The organism is Thermocrispum agreste DSM 44070 (genome assembly GCF_000427905.1).
In the GTDB taxonomy this organism is placed as follows: Bacteria; Actinomycetota; Actinomycetes; order Mycobacteriales; family Pseudonocardiaceae; genus Thermocrispum; species Thermocrispum agreste.
This window is the reverse complement of sequence record NZ_KE386603.1, coordinates 680,884-695,856: the sequence shown is the minus strand read 5'-3', so window position 1 is coordinate 695,856 and position 14,973 is coordinate 680,884. Positions and strand designations below refer to the sequence as shown.

The window sequence follows — 14,973 nt, the reverse complement described above, 5'->3', positions numbered from 1 at the left end:
AGGAGCACACCCCGCGTCAGGAAGCCGACGGGGCCTCGCGCCGCTCCTTGATCTTGGCCGCCTTGCCGCGCAGGTTGCGCAGGTAGTACAGCTTCGCCCGGCGGACGTCACCGCGCTTGGCGACCTCGATCTTGGCGATGTTCGGCGAGTGCACCGGGAAGGTGCGCTCCACGCCGACACCGAAGGAGACCTTGCGCACCGTGAAGGTCTCGCGGATGCCACCACCGCGGCGAGCCAGCACGACGCCCTCGAAGACCTGCACGCGCTCGCGGTTTCCTTCGATGACGCGGACATGCACCTTGACCGTGTCTCCTGGCCGGAAGCTCGGGATGTCGTCCCGCAGCGACTCAGCCTCCAGCGCGTCCAGGGTGTTCATCGTCTCGTCCGTCCTCGTGCTCGGGTTCGTGCTCGGGCATGCCCAGCCTCGGCTGCCGCATGCCAGGAAGATTGATTCGGCAATGATTCCGCTCCGCGGCTGTCGACCGCGTGCAGCAACTTGCCAAGTATGGCAGACCTGCACGAGCGCGCCGCAGCCGGGTGGATGCAGCGTCACTCGCCCCTCGCTTCCTCCTCGGCCCTGCGTTCCCTGGCGAACTCGGCGAGCACCGCGCGATCGGTGTCGTCGAGCTGGTCGGCGATCTTGGCGATCAGCTCCGGCCGGCGGGCGGCCGTGCGGCGCAGCGCCTGGTCCCGCCGCCACCGCTCGATGCGCGCATGGTTGCCCGACCGCAGCACCTCCGGCACCGCCAGCCCACGCCACACCTCGGGGCGGGTGTAGCAAGGACCTTCAAGCAGGCCGTCGCTGAACGAGTCCTGTTCCGCCGAGGTCGGATTGCCCAGCACGCCGGGCAGCAGCCGCACGATGGCTTCCACCATCACCAGCACCGCCGCTTCGCCGCCGACCAGCACGTAATCACCGATCGACACCTCGTCGACCGGCATGCGGCGGGCAGCGTCCTCGACGACGCGCTGATCGATCCCCTCGTAACGGCCGCACGCGAACACCAAATGCTGCTCTTCGGTGTACTTGCGGGCCATCTGCTGGGTGAACGGCGTACCGGCGGGTGTCGGCACGATCAGCCGCGACTGCTCGGTGCACACCGCGTCCAGCGCCTCGCCCCACACCTGCGGCTTCATGACCATGCCGGGGCCGCCCCCATACGGCGCGTCGTCCACCGCACGGTGCACGTCGTAGGTCCAGTTCCGCAGATCGTGCACCCCGAGGCTGATCAGGCCACGGTCCAGCGCCCGACCCAGCAGCGCCGTACGCAGCGGCTGCAGGTACTCGGGGAAGATGGTCACCACGTCGATCCGCACGGTCAGAACAACCCCTCGGGCGGATCCACCACGACCTTGCCCTGACGCAGATCGACCGTCGGCACGATGGCGCGCACGAACGGCACCAGCACCTCACGCCCGTCGAAATCCACCGCGAGCAGCTCTCCACCCGGCGTGTGCACGACCTCTTTCACCGTGCCCCGGGGGGTACCGTCGGCGAGCTCGACCGCCAGCCCGCTGAGCTGGTGGTCGTAGAACTCGTCCTCGTCCTCGGTCGGCGGCAGCTCGTCGGTGTCGGCCAGCAGCAGCGCCCCGCGCAACCCCTCGGCGGCCGTCCGGTCGACGATCTCGGCGAAGCGCACCAGCAACCTGCTGCCGTGCGGGCGAGCCGAGGAGACGGTGAGCTGCCTGGTCCGCTTGTCGCGCAGCCGCGCGCGCACCACCGCATCCTCGGCGAACCGCACCTCCGGCACGTCGGTGCGGGGATCGACGGCCACTTCCCCGCTGATGCCGTGGGCCTTGGCGACCAGGCCGACGACGACCTCCACGCGCGACCTCCCCACCAGCGGGTGGACGGCTAGCCGTCGGTGTCGACGACGTCGACCCGCACGCCCCGGCCGCCAATCCCGCTCATCACCGTGCGCAGCGCGGTGGCGGTGCGGCCACCACGGCCGATGACCTTGCCCAGGTCGTCCGGGTTCACGTGCACCTCGAGGGTGCGCCCCCGCCGGGTGGTGATCAGCTCCACCCGGACGTCGTCGGGGTTGTCCACGATCCCCCGGACCAGGTGCTCGAGCGAATCGGCGAGGAAACTCACTCTTGGCCGGCCTTACCCTCGGCAGCGGCCTGCTCGCCGGCGTCGGCCTTGGCCTCGGCCGCCTCGTCGGCCTTCTTCGCCTCGGCCTTGCCGGACTTGGCGTCCTTGGCCTTCTTCTCGTCCTTGCCCTTGTCGCCGTCCTTGGCCTTCTTGCCCTCGGCCTTGTCCTTCTTGCCGGACTTCTTCTTGCCCTCGGTGGCGTCCGCCTCCGGGCGGCCGCCCGCCTCCTCGAGGGCCTTGGCGAAGATCTCCTCCTTGGACGGCTTGGGCGGGGCGACCTTCAGCTTGCCCTCGGCACCCGGCAAGCCCTTGAACTTCTGCCAGTCGCCGGTGATCTCCAGGATGCGCTGCACCGGCTGGGTCGGCTGCGCGCCGACCTTCAGCCAGTACTGGGCCCGCTCGGAGTCGACCTCGATGAAGCTCGGCTCCTGCTTCGGGTGGTACTTGCCGATCGTCTCGATGGCCTTGCCATCCCGACGGGTGCGCGCGTCGGCGACGACGATCCGGTAGTAGGGGTTACGGATCTTGCCAAGGCGCTGCAGTCTGATCTTGACGGCCACGTGTGTGGGACTCCTCGTTCGTTCGCACTTCGGTTGGTCGACCGCGCGCGATCCGAGTGGGGGCGGATGCTGCAGTCGCAGGATTCTCAGGCTCCGGGCGCGGTGAGAGGGTCCGGCCGAAGCAGCAAGCAAACATTCTGCCAGATGGCCCGATCGGGCATGACAGCCGTACCCACTACACCTGCATCGCGCCGAGCGCGGTGAGCAGGAGGGCCAGTGCGGGCAGGAAGTTGTTCACCTGGTGGGCGACGATGCTGCCGAGCAGCCTGCCCGTCACCAGCCTGGCCAGGCCGATCGGGATCGAGATGACGATCAGCAGGCTGGTGCGCAGCGGCTCCAGGTGGCTGGCCGCGAACACGCCGGTGGACAGCACGAACGCGGCCACCCTCCCCCAGCGTTCCTTGCCCCAGTGCAGCCGTTCCACCGCGCCCCACAGCAGCCCGCGGAAGATGATCTCCTCGCAGATGGGCCCGACCAGCCACAGGTAGAGGAACAGCACGACGGCGGCCTGCACCGACAGCCGGGTGTCCTGCACCAGGGTGCCGATCGCCGACGTGGCGTTCTCCTTGCCGACGATCTGGGTCCACACCGCCACGCCGATCGTGGTGACCACCAGGCCGATCAAGCCGAACCGCAGCCCGGTCCGCACGTCGTCCCAGCGGAACTGCAGGCGGAGGTCGGTGAGCGGGCCGTTACCGCGCAGCACGGTGATCAGCAACGCCACGCCGGCCGCCACCACGGTCGGCGTGATGGTGCCGATGAGGATGTCGCGCATCGGCACCGGCGCCCCCGGGGGGCGGCCCTCCCGCAGCAGCGCGGACACCATCGCGGCAGTGGCCAGCAGCACGGCTTCGACCAGCAGGAAAGCACCGAAGCCCCAGCGGTGGCTCGGCGGCCGTTCGGCGCCGGTCACCGGCGCGCCCGGCTCGGTGGTCACCGCACCACCGCGCCGCGCAACACGCCGCACACCGGACGGCGCAGCACGCCGATGTCCTCCCTCGGATCGGCATCGAACGCCAGCAGGTCCGCTTCGCCGCCGTCGACGATGCCGGAGTAGCCCAGCCACTCCCGCGCCCGCCAGGACGCGGCCCCGATCGCCTCGGTGGTGCTCAGGCCGGCGGCGTGCAGCAGCTCGATCTCGTCGACGATGCGGCCGTGCGCGACCACGCTGCCCGCGTCGGTCCCCGCGAACAGCTCCACGCCCGCGTCGATGCACGCCGCGATGACGTCCGGATTGCGGCGGTGCAGGTCCAGCATGTGCTGCGCGTACACCGGATACTTCACCGCCTGCGCCGCGATGTCCGGGAAGTTGGCGATGTTGGTCAGCGTCGGCACCAGCGGGATGCCGCGGCGCACCATTTCCGCGATCGTCTCGTCGGTCAGGCCGGTGCCGTGCTCGATGCAGTCGACGCCCGCGGCCAGCAGGCCGGGCAGGGCGGCTTCCCCGAAGACGTGCGCGGTCACCTTGCCGCCCGCCTCGTGCGCCACCTTCACCGCCTGGTCGAGCACGTCGTCCGGCCACAGCGGGGCGAGGTCGCCGATCTCCCGGTCGATCCAGTCGCCGACCAGCTTCACCCAGCCGTCGCCGTAGGCCACCTGCTCGGCGACCACCTCCGGCAGCCGCTCCGGCTCCTCGAGGTCGATGGCGAAGCCCCGCAGATAGCGCTTCGGCCTGGCCAGGTGCCGCCCGGCCCGGATGATCCTGGGCAGGTCGGCCCGGCCCTGCAACCCGCTGGTGTCGAGCGGGGCACCGCAGTCGCGGATGAGGAACACGCCGGCGTCGCGCTCCACGATCGCCTGCTGCTCCGCCTCGGCCAGGTCGGTGATCGGACCGCCCGGCCCGATGCCGATGTGGCAGTGCGCGTCGACCAAGCCGGGCAGGATCCACACGTCGGTGGCGATGGTGCGGGCCCCGGGCACCTCAGTGAACGAGATCCGGCCGTCGGCGACCCAGATGTCCCGCCGGACTCCGTCGGGCAGCACGACACCGGAGAGGTGCAAAGGCGGCAGCGACGACGTCATCGGCACGCCCCCTGGAAATCAACTCGGAAGGTCAGTTCTCGTCGGTCTTCTTCGGCAGCTTCAGCTTGCCCGGGTCGAACCCCGGGGGCAGGTCGTTCATGCCGCCGCCCAGCTTCGACAGGTCCGGCATCCCTCCCGGCATGCCACCGGGCAGTCCGCCCGGCATGGCGGGCAGTCCGCCCGGCATCCCGGGGAAGCCCCGCACCTTGGGCTGGGTTGGTCCCTTCTTCTTGCCCTTCTTGCCCTTCTTGCCCTTGCGGGTCTTGCTCACCCGCCTGACGCCGAGGCCGAATCCGCCCGCCATCTGCTGCATCATCTTGCGGGCCTCGAAGAACCGGTTGACCAGGTCGTTGACGTCCCGCACCTGCACACCGGATCCGCGCGCGATGCGCAGTCGCCGGGACGCGTTGATGATCTTGGGGTTGGCGCGTTCCTCCGGCGTCATGCCGCGGATGATGGCCTGCACCCGGTCCAGGTGTTTGTCGTCGATCGCGGCCAGCTGGTCCTTCATCTGCCCCGCCCCGGGCAGCATGCTGAGCAGGTTGGCGATCGGGCCCATCTTGCGCACCGCGAGCATCTGCTCGAGGAAGTCCTCCAGCGTCAGCTCACCCGCCGACATCTTGGCCGCGGCTTCTTCCGCCTTCTGCTGGTCGAACGCCTTCTCGGCCTGCTCGATCAGGGTGAGCACGTCGCCCATGCCCAGGATGCGCGACGCCATCCGGTCGGGGTGGAAGACGTCGAAGTCCTCGAGCTTCTCGCCGTTGGAGGCGAACAGGATCGGCTGGCCGGTGACCTCGCGCACGCTCAGCGCGGCACCGCCGCGGGCGTCACCGTCCAGCTTGGTGAGCACCACCCCGGTGAACCCGACGCCGTCGCGGAACGCTTCGGCCGTGGTGACCGCGTCCTGGCCGATCATCGCGTCGACCACGAACAGCGTCTCGTCCGGCTGCACCCGGTCCCGGATGTCCGCGGCCTGCTTCATCATCTCTTCGTCGATGCCGAGCCGGCCCGCGGTGTCCACGATCACCACGTCGTGCTGCCCGCGCCGCGCTTCGTCGATGCTGCGCGCCGCGACGTCGACCGGGTCGCCGACGCCGTTGCCCGGCTCCGGTGCGAAGACGGCCACGCCCGCGCGCTCGCCGACCACCTGCAGCTGGGTGACCGCGTTCGGCCGCTGCAGGTCGCAGGCCACCAGCAGCGGTGAGTGGCCCTGCTTGCGCAGCCACAGCGCCAGCTTGCCTGCCAGCGTGGTCTTACCGGAACCCTGCAGACCAGCGAGCATGATCACCGTCGGCGGGTTCTTGGCCAGGTTCAGCCTGCGGGTCTCGCCGCCGAGGATGGCGACCAGTTCCTCGTTGACGATCTTGATGACCTGCTGGGCAGGGTTGAGGGCCTCGTGCACCTCGGCGCCTTTGGCCCGTTCCTTGATGCGCGCGATGAACGTGCGCACCACCGGCAGCGCCACGTCGGCCTCGAGCAGCGCGATGCGGATCTCGCGGGCGGTCGCGTCGATGTCGGCATCGGTCAGCCTGCCCCGGCTGCGCAGGTTCTGCAGGACGGAGGTGAGCCGGTCGGAAAGGGTCTCGAACACGGGCATGTACTCCAGCGGTCGTCGGTGACGGGCATGATGGCCCACCCGCAACGGTATCAACACCGCAGCCGCGCCCACCTGCACACACGACGCTTCCCGGCACGGCGGGTGCGACGGTCACCGCGCGGCGGCCAGCACGGCCCGCTCGACGGCCCGGCGCCATGCCTCGTCGCGCGGATCGCCCGTCACGGCCCGCACCGCGAAGGCGTCCACGCATGACGAGCCGAAAGTGGCCACCCGTGCCCATTTGACCGTCGCCCTTGACCGGCCGAGCGCGGTCGCCACCCGGTGCAGCAGGCCGATGCGATTGGTGGCGCGCAGCTCGAGCAAGGCGACGTCGGCCCCTTCGGCCTCGTCGTCGAACCACAGCACCGTCGGCTCGACGCGACCGCCGTCGCCCGGGTCGTAGTCGCGCTCCTTGGCGGCCAGCTGCTCGGCGAGCGCAAGGCGCCCGGTCACCGCACGGACGACCTTCTCCCGGAGCAGTGCATCGTCCGGCGGACTGCCGAAACGCGGCGCGGCGTGCAACACGGCGACCGCCACGTCCCGGTCCTCGTGCTGGGTGGCCGCGGCGACTTCGAGCGACGACAGGGCCAGGGCACCGGCCACCGGCGCCAGCAGGGCGACGTCGCGTCGCGCGGCGACGGTGATCGTCGCCACGGCCCCGTCGGAGGTGACCAGCACCTCGGGACGACCGGACGCCCGGCACCGCGCGGCCAGCTCCTGCTGCTCGGCGGTCAGCGGATCGGGCGCGACCGGCTCCACTCCGCGGATGAGCTGCCTGCACCTGGCCACCAGCTCGGCGACCAGCTTGGCCTTCCACGGCGTCCACATCCCCGGCCCGGTGGCCAGCGAGTCGGCCTGGGTCAATGCGTGCAGCAGCTCGAGCAGCAGCGCATTGCCGTCGATGGTGTCGACGACCCGCCGCACCGTCTCGCGCTCGGTGATGTCGCGCCGAGTGGCCACGTGCGGCAGGAGCAGATGGTGCCGCACCATACCGGTGACGACGGCGACGTCCTCGTCGGGCAGCCCCAGCCGCTGGGTCACCTGCCGCGCGATGTCGGCACCGATCACCGAATGATCGGCGCCGCGTCCCTTGCCGATGTCGTGCAGCAGCGCGCCGATCAGCAGCAGATCCGGCCTGGCCACGCTGGTGGTCAGCTTCGCAGCTTCCACGCAGGTCTGCACCAGATGCCGGTCGACGCACCACCGGTGCACCGGCTCGGCGGGCGGCAGGTCGCGGACGGCACCCCACTCCGGCAGCAGGCGGCTCCACAGGCCGAGGGTGTCCAGTGCCTCGATCACCCCGATCAGGCCTTCGCCTGCCCCGAGCAGCGCGATCAGCTCGCTGCGCGCGTCCGCCGGCCACGGCTGCCGGAGTTCCGGTGCCGAATCGGCCAGAGTGCGAAGCGTGCCGTGCGCCACCGGCCTGCCGGTGTGCGCCGCGGCCGCGGCGACCCGCAACAGCAGCGCCGGGTCCTTGGCCGGGTTGGCGCCACGCGCCAACGCGACCTCGTCGCCGTGCAGTACGACCCCCTCGGCCAGCGGTCTACGGCGCAGCCGGCGAGTACCTCCGGTGGCCGACCGCAACGCCACCTCGAGCGCGTAGCGGACCGCGCGCGCACCCGAGTACAGCTGTTTGAGCAGTGCGAACCGATCACCGAAGCCCATGTCGGCGGCGATCTTGTCGGCCTGTTCCGCGCTCAGCACGTCCCGGTTGCGGCGCAGCTCGAGCCGCAGCTCGGTGCGAATGTCCAGCAGCAACCGCTTCACCTGCCGCAGCTCGTCGTCCAGCCGGTCGATCAGCTGAGCCGCGGCCAGCGCCTCCAGCACGGCGATGTCCCGCAGGCCCCCGCCCGCGTGCTTGAGGTCCGGCTCCGCCGACTGCGCGAGATGGCCGGTGCGCCGCCACCGCTGGCGCACCGCGTCAGCCAGCTCGGGCAGGCGCTTGCGTGCCGTGCGTCGCCACTGCTGCCTGGCCGCGGTGGCGAGCCGGGCGGCCAGTTCCTCGTCTCCGGCGATCGCCCGCACCTCGAGCAGGCCCATCGCGGTGCGCAGATCACTCCGCGCCACCGACAAGGCCTCGTCGCCGGTGCGCACGGCATGGTCGAGACCGACCTTGGCGTCCCACAGCGGGTACCAGAGCGCATTGGCCATCCGGTCCAGCACCGGCCGCGGCGTCGTGCCGTCGTGCAGCAGCACCAGGTCCAGGTCGGAGTACGGCACCAGCTCACGGCGGCCGAGGCCGCCGACCGCGACCAGCGCGACGCCGCCGGGCATGCCGGGGTCGCCGACACCGGCCGCCGCCGCGGCCTTGCTGAGCCAGAACTCGTACAGGTCGCACAGCGCGGCGCGCAGTTCACCCGCCGCCAGCCGACCGTGGCGGCGGCCAAGCAGTCGCTCGGCCGCCGCCACCAATTCACCGACGTCCACGAGTACGGGTTCGCCTCACAGCGCGTCGGCGCCACGTTCGCCAGTACGGACCCGGATCACCTGTTCCACCGGTGTCACCCAGACCTTGCCGTCACCGATCTTGCCGGTTTGCGCCGCTGTGACGATGGCCTCGACGACCTTGTCCGCACTCGCGTCGTCGGTGAGCACTTCGACCCGGAGCTTGGAGACGAAGTCCACCGCGTACTCGGCGCCCCGGTAGACCTCGGTGTGCCCCTTCTGCCTGCCGTAGCCCTGGGCCTCGGAGATCGTCATGCCCAGCACGCCGAGCTGTTCCAGCGCGGACTTGACGTCGTCCAGGGTGAACGGCTTGATGATGGCGGTGATCAGCTTCATGCCGTGCTCTCCTCCAGCTTCTTGCTCGCCGCAGCGATGGACGAGCCGCCCGACCGACCGCCCCTGCCGAACCCGAATTCGTAGCCGACCTCGGCGTGCTCGGCCTCGTCGATACCGGCGATCTCCACGTCCTCGTCCACCCGGAAACCGATGGTCTTCTTGATGACCAGGCCGATGACCAGCGCGGCGACGAACGAGTAGACGCTGACGCCGAGCGCACCGGCGACCTGCGGCCAGATCTGGCCGGCGCCACCGCCGTAGAACAGCGCGTCCACGCCGTCCGGGACGACCCGGGCGGTGGACAGGAAGCCGAGGCTCACGGTGCCGATCCAGCCACCGACGAAGTGGATGCCGACCACGTCGAGCGCGTCGTCGTAGCCGAGCTTGTACTTCAGCGCCACCGCCAGCGGGCAGATCAGGCCGGCCAGGAACCCGATGGCCAGCGCGCCCCAGGTGTCCACGAACGCGCACGACGGCGTGATCGCCACCAGGCCGGCCACGATGCCCGACGCGGCACCGAGGCTGGTCGGCTTGCCGTCGCGCACCCGCTCCACCAGCAGCCAGCCGAGCATCGCGGCGCAGGTGGCGGTGACCGTGTTGACGAACGCAACACCGGCGACGCCGTCCGCGGCGTAGGCGGAACCGGCGTTGAAGCCGAACCAGCCGAACCACAGCAGGCCGGCGCCCAGCATGACGAACGGCAGGTTGTGCGGCTTCATCGGCTCCTGCGGCCAGCCCTTGCGCTTGCCGAGCACGATGGCCAGCGCCAGCGCGGCGGCCCCGGAGTTGATGTGCACGGCGGTGCCACCGGCGAAGTCCAGCGCCCCCATCTCGCCGATCCAGCCGCCGTCGCCCCACACCCAGTGCGCGACCGGGAAGTAGACCAGGGTGGCCCACAGGCCGGCGAACAGCAGCCACGGGCCGAACCGGGCCCGGTCGGCGATCGCGCCCGCGATCAGCGCCACCGTGATGATGGCGAACATCGCTTGGAAGGCCACGTCCACCGTTCCGCCGGTCGGGTCGGCCTCCGGGTCGAAGTCGAGCAGACCGGTGATGCCCAGCAGGTCGTTCGACCACCCGAACAGCCCGCCGACGTCGTCACCGTAGGCGAGACCGTACCCGTACAGCACCCACAGCACACCGATCAGGCCGATGGCGCCGAAGCACATCATCATGATGTTCAGCACGCTCTTCGAGCGGACCATGCCGCCGTAGAAGAACGCCAGGCCTGGCGTCATCAGCAACACCAGCGCTGCGCTGGTGAGCAACCAGGCGGTGTTTCCTTCCATGGACTCTCCTCGCGACACTCGCGTACCGGACGATTGGCCGACAGCATGCGAGGTCGGTGTTGCGGGTAACGGCATCCTCGATTTCCCGCATGTGAACCACGCGGCCCGTGCTGTTACGACCACGTTTCATGCCTGCTCGCGCTACCGCCGAACGGCTGACGACGACCAGAAGGAGGCCCCGGTCAACGGATCACTCCCGGCCACCCCTCACCCGGCCACCGATGTGCTCGACCACGGCTGGCTGGCCGGCCAGCTGGAGCTGGCTCGGCGGTACTACGGGCAGGCGCCCGGCCGCGTCCTGGGCACCGTGTGGTGGTACTCGGCGTCCTCCGTGCTGGTGGGCCAGCCGCTGCACGGATTGCTGGCGGGATCCCCGGTGGATCCCTCGCTGGACGCAGTGATTCTGCGGATCCTGCCGGACGGACGTTTCCTCGACGCGTGGTCGAACCGCCCGCTCGACGGCGGCTTGCCGGAGTTCGGCCGCCGCCTGCACGACGCACTGGAGGCTGCCGTCCGGGCCGTTGCCGCGGTTTCCGGTGCCCGGCAGCCCGCCCTGTGGGCTGTCGCAACGGATTCCATCGCCAGCCGGTTGCTGCAAGCCGGGCAGGCCGACGGCGATGTCCAGCGTGCCGTGCAGCTCGCTGCCGAACTGGCCGAGGCCGTCGGAGGGGAACTGCCGACGCCGCGCTTCGCGCGCGTCGGGCCGCACCTGGTGGTCCGCCGGGCATCGTGCTGCCTGATCGACCGGACGCCGAGGGGAACGACGTGCGCGGCGTGCCCCGGCCAGCATCCCGAGGAACGCGAACGCCGGATCCGCGAGCTACTGGGTTGACAGGCGGATTCACACCACCGCACGGATGTGCGCCCCGATCTGCCGCATTCCCGCCAGCACGGCGTCTCGATGCGGATCGGCCGGCCCTTCCGGTGTCCAGTTCGCCACCACCGCGTAGGCCACGCGACGACGAGGCCCGTAAACAAGCCCCACGTCCGCACGCACTCCGGTGTCGGTTCCGGTCTTGTTGATCAGCCGCACACCACGGTCGGGCTCGGCATGTGCCAGCGGATCCAGGTTGAACGCCTGGCCGACCATCGACAGATCGGTGCCGAGCCGGAGCCAGCCGAGAACCCGGCGGGCCGCGCGCACCTCACCGGCATGGAGGGAGCGCATGACCTCGGCAAGCTCTGCGGCGGTGCCGGTGGACAACGCGGGCGGGTCGCTCGGCCGCCGGACGTCGCGCACCTTGTCGTGCAGGGCCGTCTCGGCCAGTCCGAGCCGTGCCGGCCACTGCTGCACCGCCGCCAGCCCGACCAGGTCGAGCAGGACGTTGGTGGCGAGGTTGTCGCTGACGGCGCCGACCAGAGCGGCCGCGTCGCCGACGGGCAGCACATCGGCCGCCAGGTGCTGCCACAGGCCGGAGTCGGCCACCGGCTCGACCGCGCGCCGATCGACGAGGTGCCCGGTGCGCAGCGCGCCGGACGCGAGCCGGTCGGCCACTTCCAGCAGCAGGAAGATCTTGCCCACGCTGGCGGTGGAGAGGCGACGGTCCGCCCCGTGATCGACAAGAACGTCGCCGCCGTCGAGGTCGACCACGCGGACTCCCCACCTTGCATCGCCGGCGGACGGCAAGCTCGCCTCGAGAGCGTCGGTCACGGCAGCCAGCGTGCCACTTTCGTACGTTCGGCCGCTGCTCGCAGCCCACGCACCATGCGAACATATGTTCGATGCCCGTTCGCACGACAGCGTCCATCCTGCACGCCGACCTCGACGCGTTCTTCGCGTCCGTCGAGCAGCGCGACGACCCGCGGCTGCGTGATCGTCCAGTGATCGTCGGCGGCGGCGTGGTGCTGGCCGCCAGCTACGAGGCGAAGGCGTGCGGGGTGCGCGGCGGTATGGGCGGCAGGCAGGCGAAACGGTTGTGCCCGGACGCGGTGGTGGTGCCACCCCGGATGCAGGCCTACGTGTCCGCCAGCAAGGCGGTCTTCGAGGTGTTCCGCGACATCACCCCGGTGGTCGAGGGCATCTCGATCGACGAGGCCTTCCTTGACGTCGGCGGGCTGGCCAGGCTGTCCGGGACGCCCAGGCAAATCGCCCAGCGGTTGCGGGCCGAGGTGCGCCGCAGGGTCGGTCTGCCCATCACCGTCGGCGTGGCGCGCACCAAGTCGCTGGCGAAGGTGGCCAGCGCCGAGGCCAAACCGGACGGCCTGCTCGTCGTCGAGCCCGACGAGGAGGAAGCATTCCTGCATCCGCTGCCGGTCGAACGGCTGTGGGGGGTCGGCCCGGTCACCGCGGAGAGGCTGCACGCCATCGGCATCACGACCATCGGGGACCTGCACCGCACCCCCCGGACCACGCTGACGCATCACGTCGGCGCGGCCGTGGGAAACAAGCTGCACGCGCTGGCCGGCCATCGCGACCCGCGTCCGGTGGTGACCCGGCGCAGGCGAAGGTCGATCGGCTCGCAGCGCGCACTCGGCCGCAGCATCCGGTCACCGGAGGAGCTGGACGCCGTCCTGGCCGGCCTGGTCGACCGAGTCGGCAGGCGGATGCGCGCCGCGGGGCGGACCGGACGCACGGTAGTCCTCCGGCTGCGCTTCGCCGACTTCGCCAGGGCGACGAGATCGCGCACGCTGCCGATCCCCACCGCGCGCGGAGCGACGTTGCTGAAGGTGTCGCGCGGGCTGCTGGCCGAGGCGATGCCGATGATCCGGGACCGGGGCATCTCGCTGCTGGGCGTCACCGTGGCCAACCTGGACGGCGACGCCGGCAGGCAACTGGAGCTCCCGCTGTTCGGTGACGCGGACGGCTCGCTGGACGCGGCGATGGACCAGGTGTGGGAAAAATTCGGCCGGGAAGCACTGACACGCGCAGGGCTCGTTCGCCGGGGTGGCGGCATCGAAATGCCTACGCTGCCGGAAGGGTGAACAGGCACGGCGCCGGATGATCGGTCATGAGATGGATCACATAAGGTGTCGGCGCATCTGTGCGGCGAAAAGAAAGGCAGTGACGTGAGCGATACGGCGGCAAGTGCCACGGAGCGAGGGCCGGGCGGCCAGCCTCCGCTCAAGCGGGTTATGGGCACCAAGTTGCTCCTGTTGTTCATCGTCGGTGACATCCTGGGCACCGGCGTGTACGCCCTCACCGGCCAAGTGGCGGGCGAGGTCGGCGGCGCGGCATGGGTCCCGTTCCTCGTGGCGTTCGTGGTGGCGACGCTGACCGCGTTCGCCTACATGGAACTGGTCACCAAGTACCCCCAGGCGGCGGGTGCCGCGCTGTACACCCACAAGGCCTTCGGTATCCACTTCGTCACGTTCCTGGTGGCCTTCGCGGTGATGTCGTCCGGTATCACGTCGGCCTCCACCGCGTCCCGCAGCTTCGCGGCGAACCTGGTCGAAGGCCTCGGCCTGGACTGGGGTGACACCGCCATCATGCTGCTGGCGCTGGGCTTCATGACCCTGATCGCGCTGATCAACCTGCGCGGCGTGGCCGAGAGCGTGAAGTTCAACGTCTTCCTGACCAGCGTCGAGCTGCTCGGCCTGATCGCGGTCATCGTCATCGGGTTCATCGCGATCTTCGGCGGTGAGGCCGACTTCAGCCGGGTCACGGTGTTCCACACCGCCGAGGACAAGTCGGCGTTCCTCGCCGTCACGGCGGCCACCACGCTGGCGTTCTTCGCCATGGTCGGCTTCGAGGACTCGGTCAACATGGCCGAGGAGACCAAGGACCCGGTGCGGATCTTCCCGAAGATCATGCTCGGCGGCCTGACCATCACCGGCGCCATCTACGTCCTGGTGTCGATCGCCGCGGTGGCGGTGGTGCCGGTTGGCGAGCTGGCCGACAGCGAGACCCCGCTCCTGGAAGTGGTCCGGGCGGGCGCACCGGACCTTCCGGTGGAGGACATCTTCCCGTTCATGACGATGTTCGCGGTGGCCAACTCGGCGCTGATCAACATGCTGATGGCCAGCCGCCTGCTGTACGGGATGGCGAAGAAGCGGGTGCTGCCCAGGCCGCTGGCCACCGTGCACCCGTTCCGCCGGACCCCGTGGATCAGCATCATCTTCACCACGCTGATCGCCTTCGCCCTGATCATCGTGGTGACCAGGGTGGTGGTGGACGACCCGGCCACCGAGGAGAACGAAGCCAGCCGGGTGGTCTCCCTGCTGGGCGGAACCACGTCCCTGCTGCTGTTGTGCGTGTTCACCGTGGTGAACATCGCGGTGCTGGTGCTGCGCCGCAAGCCGGTCAAGCACGAGCACTTCAAGGCGCCGACGCTCATCCCGGTGCTCGGCGCACTGGCCTGCGCTTTCCTCGCCGGGCCGTGGACCGGCCGCAACACCAACGAGTACGTGGTGGCCGCGGGCATGGTCGGCCTCGGCATCGTGTTGTGGGCGCTGACCTGGATCTTCGACCCGGAGTCGCGCGGCGGCCATGCTTTCGACGACGAGGAAGAGGAACTGCTCGCGGTGGAAGCCCGCGAGGACTAGCCGAAGACGGCCTGCCCTGCAGGCACACCCGACCGGACAGGCTCCCCCCCGCGCGGGCAACGGAGCCGCCCCGCCGAGTCTTCTTTCGTCGTCGGACCTGTCGTCCTCGGCCACCAGCTCCGCTGACCGGGATACGCGGGGAACGAC

The 14,973-nt window shown here is 70.4% G+C and carries 15 protein-coding genes; 3 read left to right on the top strand and 12 right to left on the bottom strand.

The features are described from left to right. Positions 1 to 16 precede the first annotated feature (16 nt). The 11 genes from rplS to YWY_RS0113255 form a co-directional block, all read right to left on the bottom strand. Positions 17 to 376, bottom strand: coding sequence for a 50S ribosomal protein L19 (gene rplS / locus YWY_RS0113305; RefSeq protein ID WP_028848004.1), 360 nt, complete (start codon positions 374 to 376; stop codon positions 17 to 19). 173 nt (positions 377 to 549) lie between these two features. Next, positions 550 to 1,317 carry a tRNA (guanosine(37)-N1)-methyltransferase TrmD gene (gene trmD / locus YWY_RS21940; protein WP_051310213.1) on the bottom strand — a complete coding sequence of 256 codons (768 nt, stop codon included), beginning with the start codon at positions 1,315 to 1,317 and terminating at the stop codon, positions 550 to 552. Positions 1,318 to 1,319: 2 nt separating this feature from the next. Then, positions 1,320 to 1,826, bottom strand: a complete 507-nt coding sequence (gene rimM / locus YWY_RS0113295) for a ribosome maturation factor RimM (RefSeq protein WP_028848003.1) — start codon at positions 1,824 to 1,826, stop codon at positions 1,320 to 1,322. 29 nt (positions 1,827 to 1,855) lie between these two features. Continuing rightward, on the bottom strand, positions 1,856 to 2,095 hold the full coding sequence (locus YWY_RS0113290; RefSeq protein WP_028848002.1) for an RNA-binding protein: 240 nt from the start codon (positions 2,093 to 2,095) through the stop codon (positions 1,856 to 1,858). Beyond that, complete coding sequence (rpsP, locus tag YWY_RS0113285) at positions 2,092 to 2,655, bottom strand: 30S ribosomal protein S16 (RefSeq protein WP_028848001.1); 564 nt, start codon at positions 2,653 to 2,655, stop codon at positions 2,092 to 2,094. The genes YWY_RS0113290 and rpsP overlap by 4 nt, the downstream gene beginning before the upstream one ends. 175 nt (positions 2,656 to 2,830) lie before the next feature. Beyond that, a complete protein-coding gene (locus tag YWY_RS0113280) occupies positions 2,831 to 3,592 on the bottom strand; it encodes a CPBP family intramembrane glutamic endopeptidase (protein WP_028848000.1) in 762 nt (253 codons plus the stop codon). Continuing rightward, positions 3,589 to 4,677 (bottom strand): amidohydrolase family protein, encoded by a 1,089-nt coding sequence (locus YWY_RS0113275; protein WP_211227531.1) that lies wholly within the window; start codon positions 4,675 to 4,677, stop codon positions 3,589 to 3,591. The genes YWY_RS0113280 and YWY_RS0113275 overlap by 4 nt, the downstream gene beginning before the upstream one ends. A gap of 31 nt (positions 4,678 to 4,708) precedes the next feature. Next, positions 4,709 to 6,268, bottom strand: a complete 1,560-nt coding sequence (gene ffh, locus YWY_RS0113270; RefSeq protein WP_028847998.1) for a signal recognition particle protein — start codon at positions 6,266 to 6,268, stop codon at positions 4,709 to 4,711. Positions 6,269 to 6,385: 117 nt separating this feature from the next. Beyond that, entirely contained in the window at positions 6,386 to 8,701 is a 2,316-nt protein-coding gene (locus YWY_RS0113265; RefSeq protein WP_038045063.1) for a [protein-PII] uridylyltransferase, read from the bottom strand. A gap of 15 nt (positions 8,702 to 8,716) precedes the next feature. Then, positions 8,717 to 9,055, bottom strand: a complete 339-nt coding sequence (locus YWY_RS0113260) for a P-II family nitrogen regulator (protein ID WP_028847996.1) — start codon at positions 9,053 to 9,055, stop codon at positions 8,717 to 8,719. Then, a complete protein-coding gene (locus tag YWY_RS0113255; protein ID WP_028847995.1) occupies positions 9,052 to 10,344 on the bottom strand; it encodes an ammonium transporter in 1,293 nt (430 codons plus the stop codon). Before YWY_RS0113255 ends, YWY_RS0113260 begins: the two co-directional genes overlap by 4 nt. Here YWY_RS0113255 and YWY_RS0113250 point away from each other — a divergent pair. Next, positions 10,343 to 11,176, top strand: a complete 834-nt coding sequence (locus YWY_RS0113250) for a (2Fe-2S)-binding protein (protein WP_156899234.1) — start codon at positions 10,343 to 10,345, stop codon at positions 11,174 to 11,176. The genes YWY_RS0113255 and YWY_RS0113250 overlap by 2 nt on opposite strands. Positions 11,177 to 11,185: 9 nt before the next feature. Here the strand turns inward: YWY_RS0113250 and YWY_RS0113245 are convergent, their stop codons facing one another. Then, the gene (locus YWY_RS0113245; protein ID WP_211227530.1) at positions 11,186 to 11,995 is read right to left on the bottom strand and encodes a serine hydrolase; all 810 of its coding nucleotides are present in this window, start codon (positions 11,993 to 11,995) and stop codon (positions 11,186 to 11,188) included. A gap of 71 nt (positions 11,996 to 12,066) precedes the next feature. On the opposite strand from YWY_RS0113245, the gene dinB reads away from it, so the two are divergent. Together dinB and YWY_RS0113235 are read left to right on the top strand one after the other, a co-directional pair. Then, the gene (gene dinB / locus YWY_RS0113240; protein WP_028847993.1) at positions 12,067 to 13,266 is read left to right on the top strand and encodes a DNA polymerase IV; all 1,200 of its coding nucleotides are present in this window, start codon (positions 12,067 to 12,069) and stop codon (positions 13,264 to 13,266) included. A gap of 150 nt (positions 13,267 to 13,416) precedes the next feature. After that, complete coding sequence (locus tag YWY_RS0113235) at positions 13,417 to 14,826, top strand: APC family permease (RefSeq protein WP_084609238.1); 1,410 nt, start codon at positions 13,417 to 13,419, stop codon at positions 14,824 to 14,826. The last annotated feature ends 147 nt before the right edge of the window (positions 14,827 to 14,973 follow it).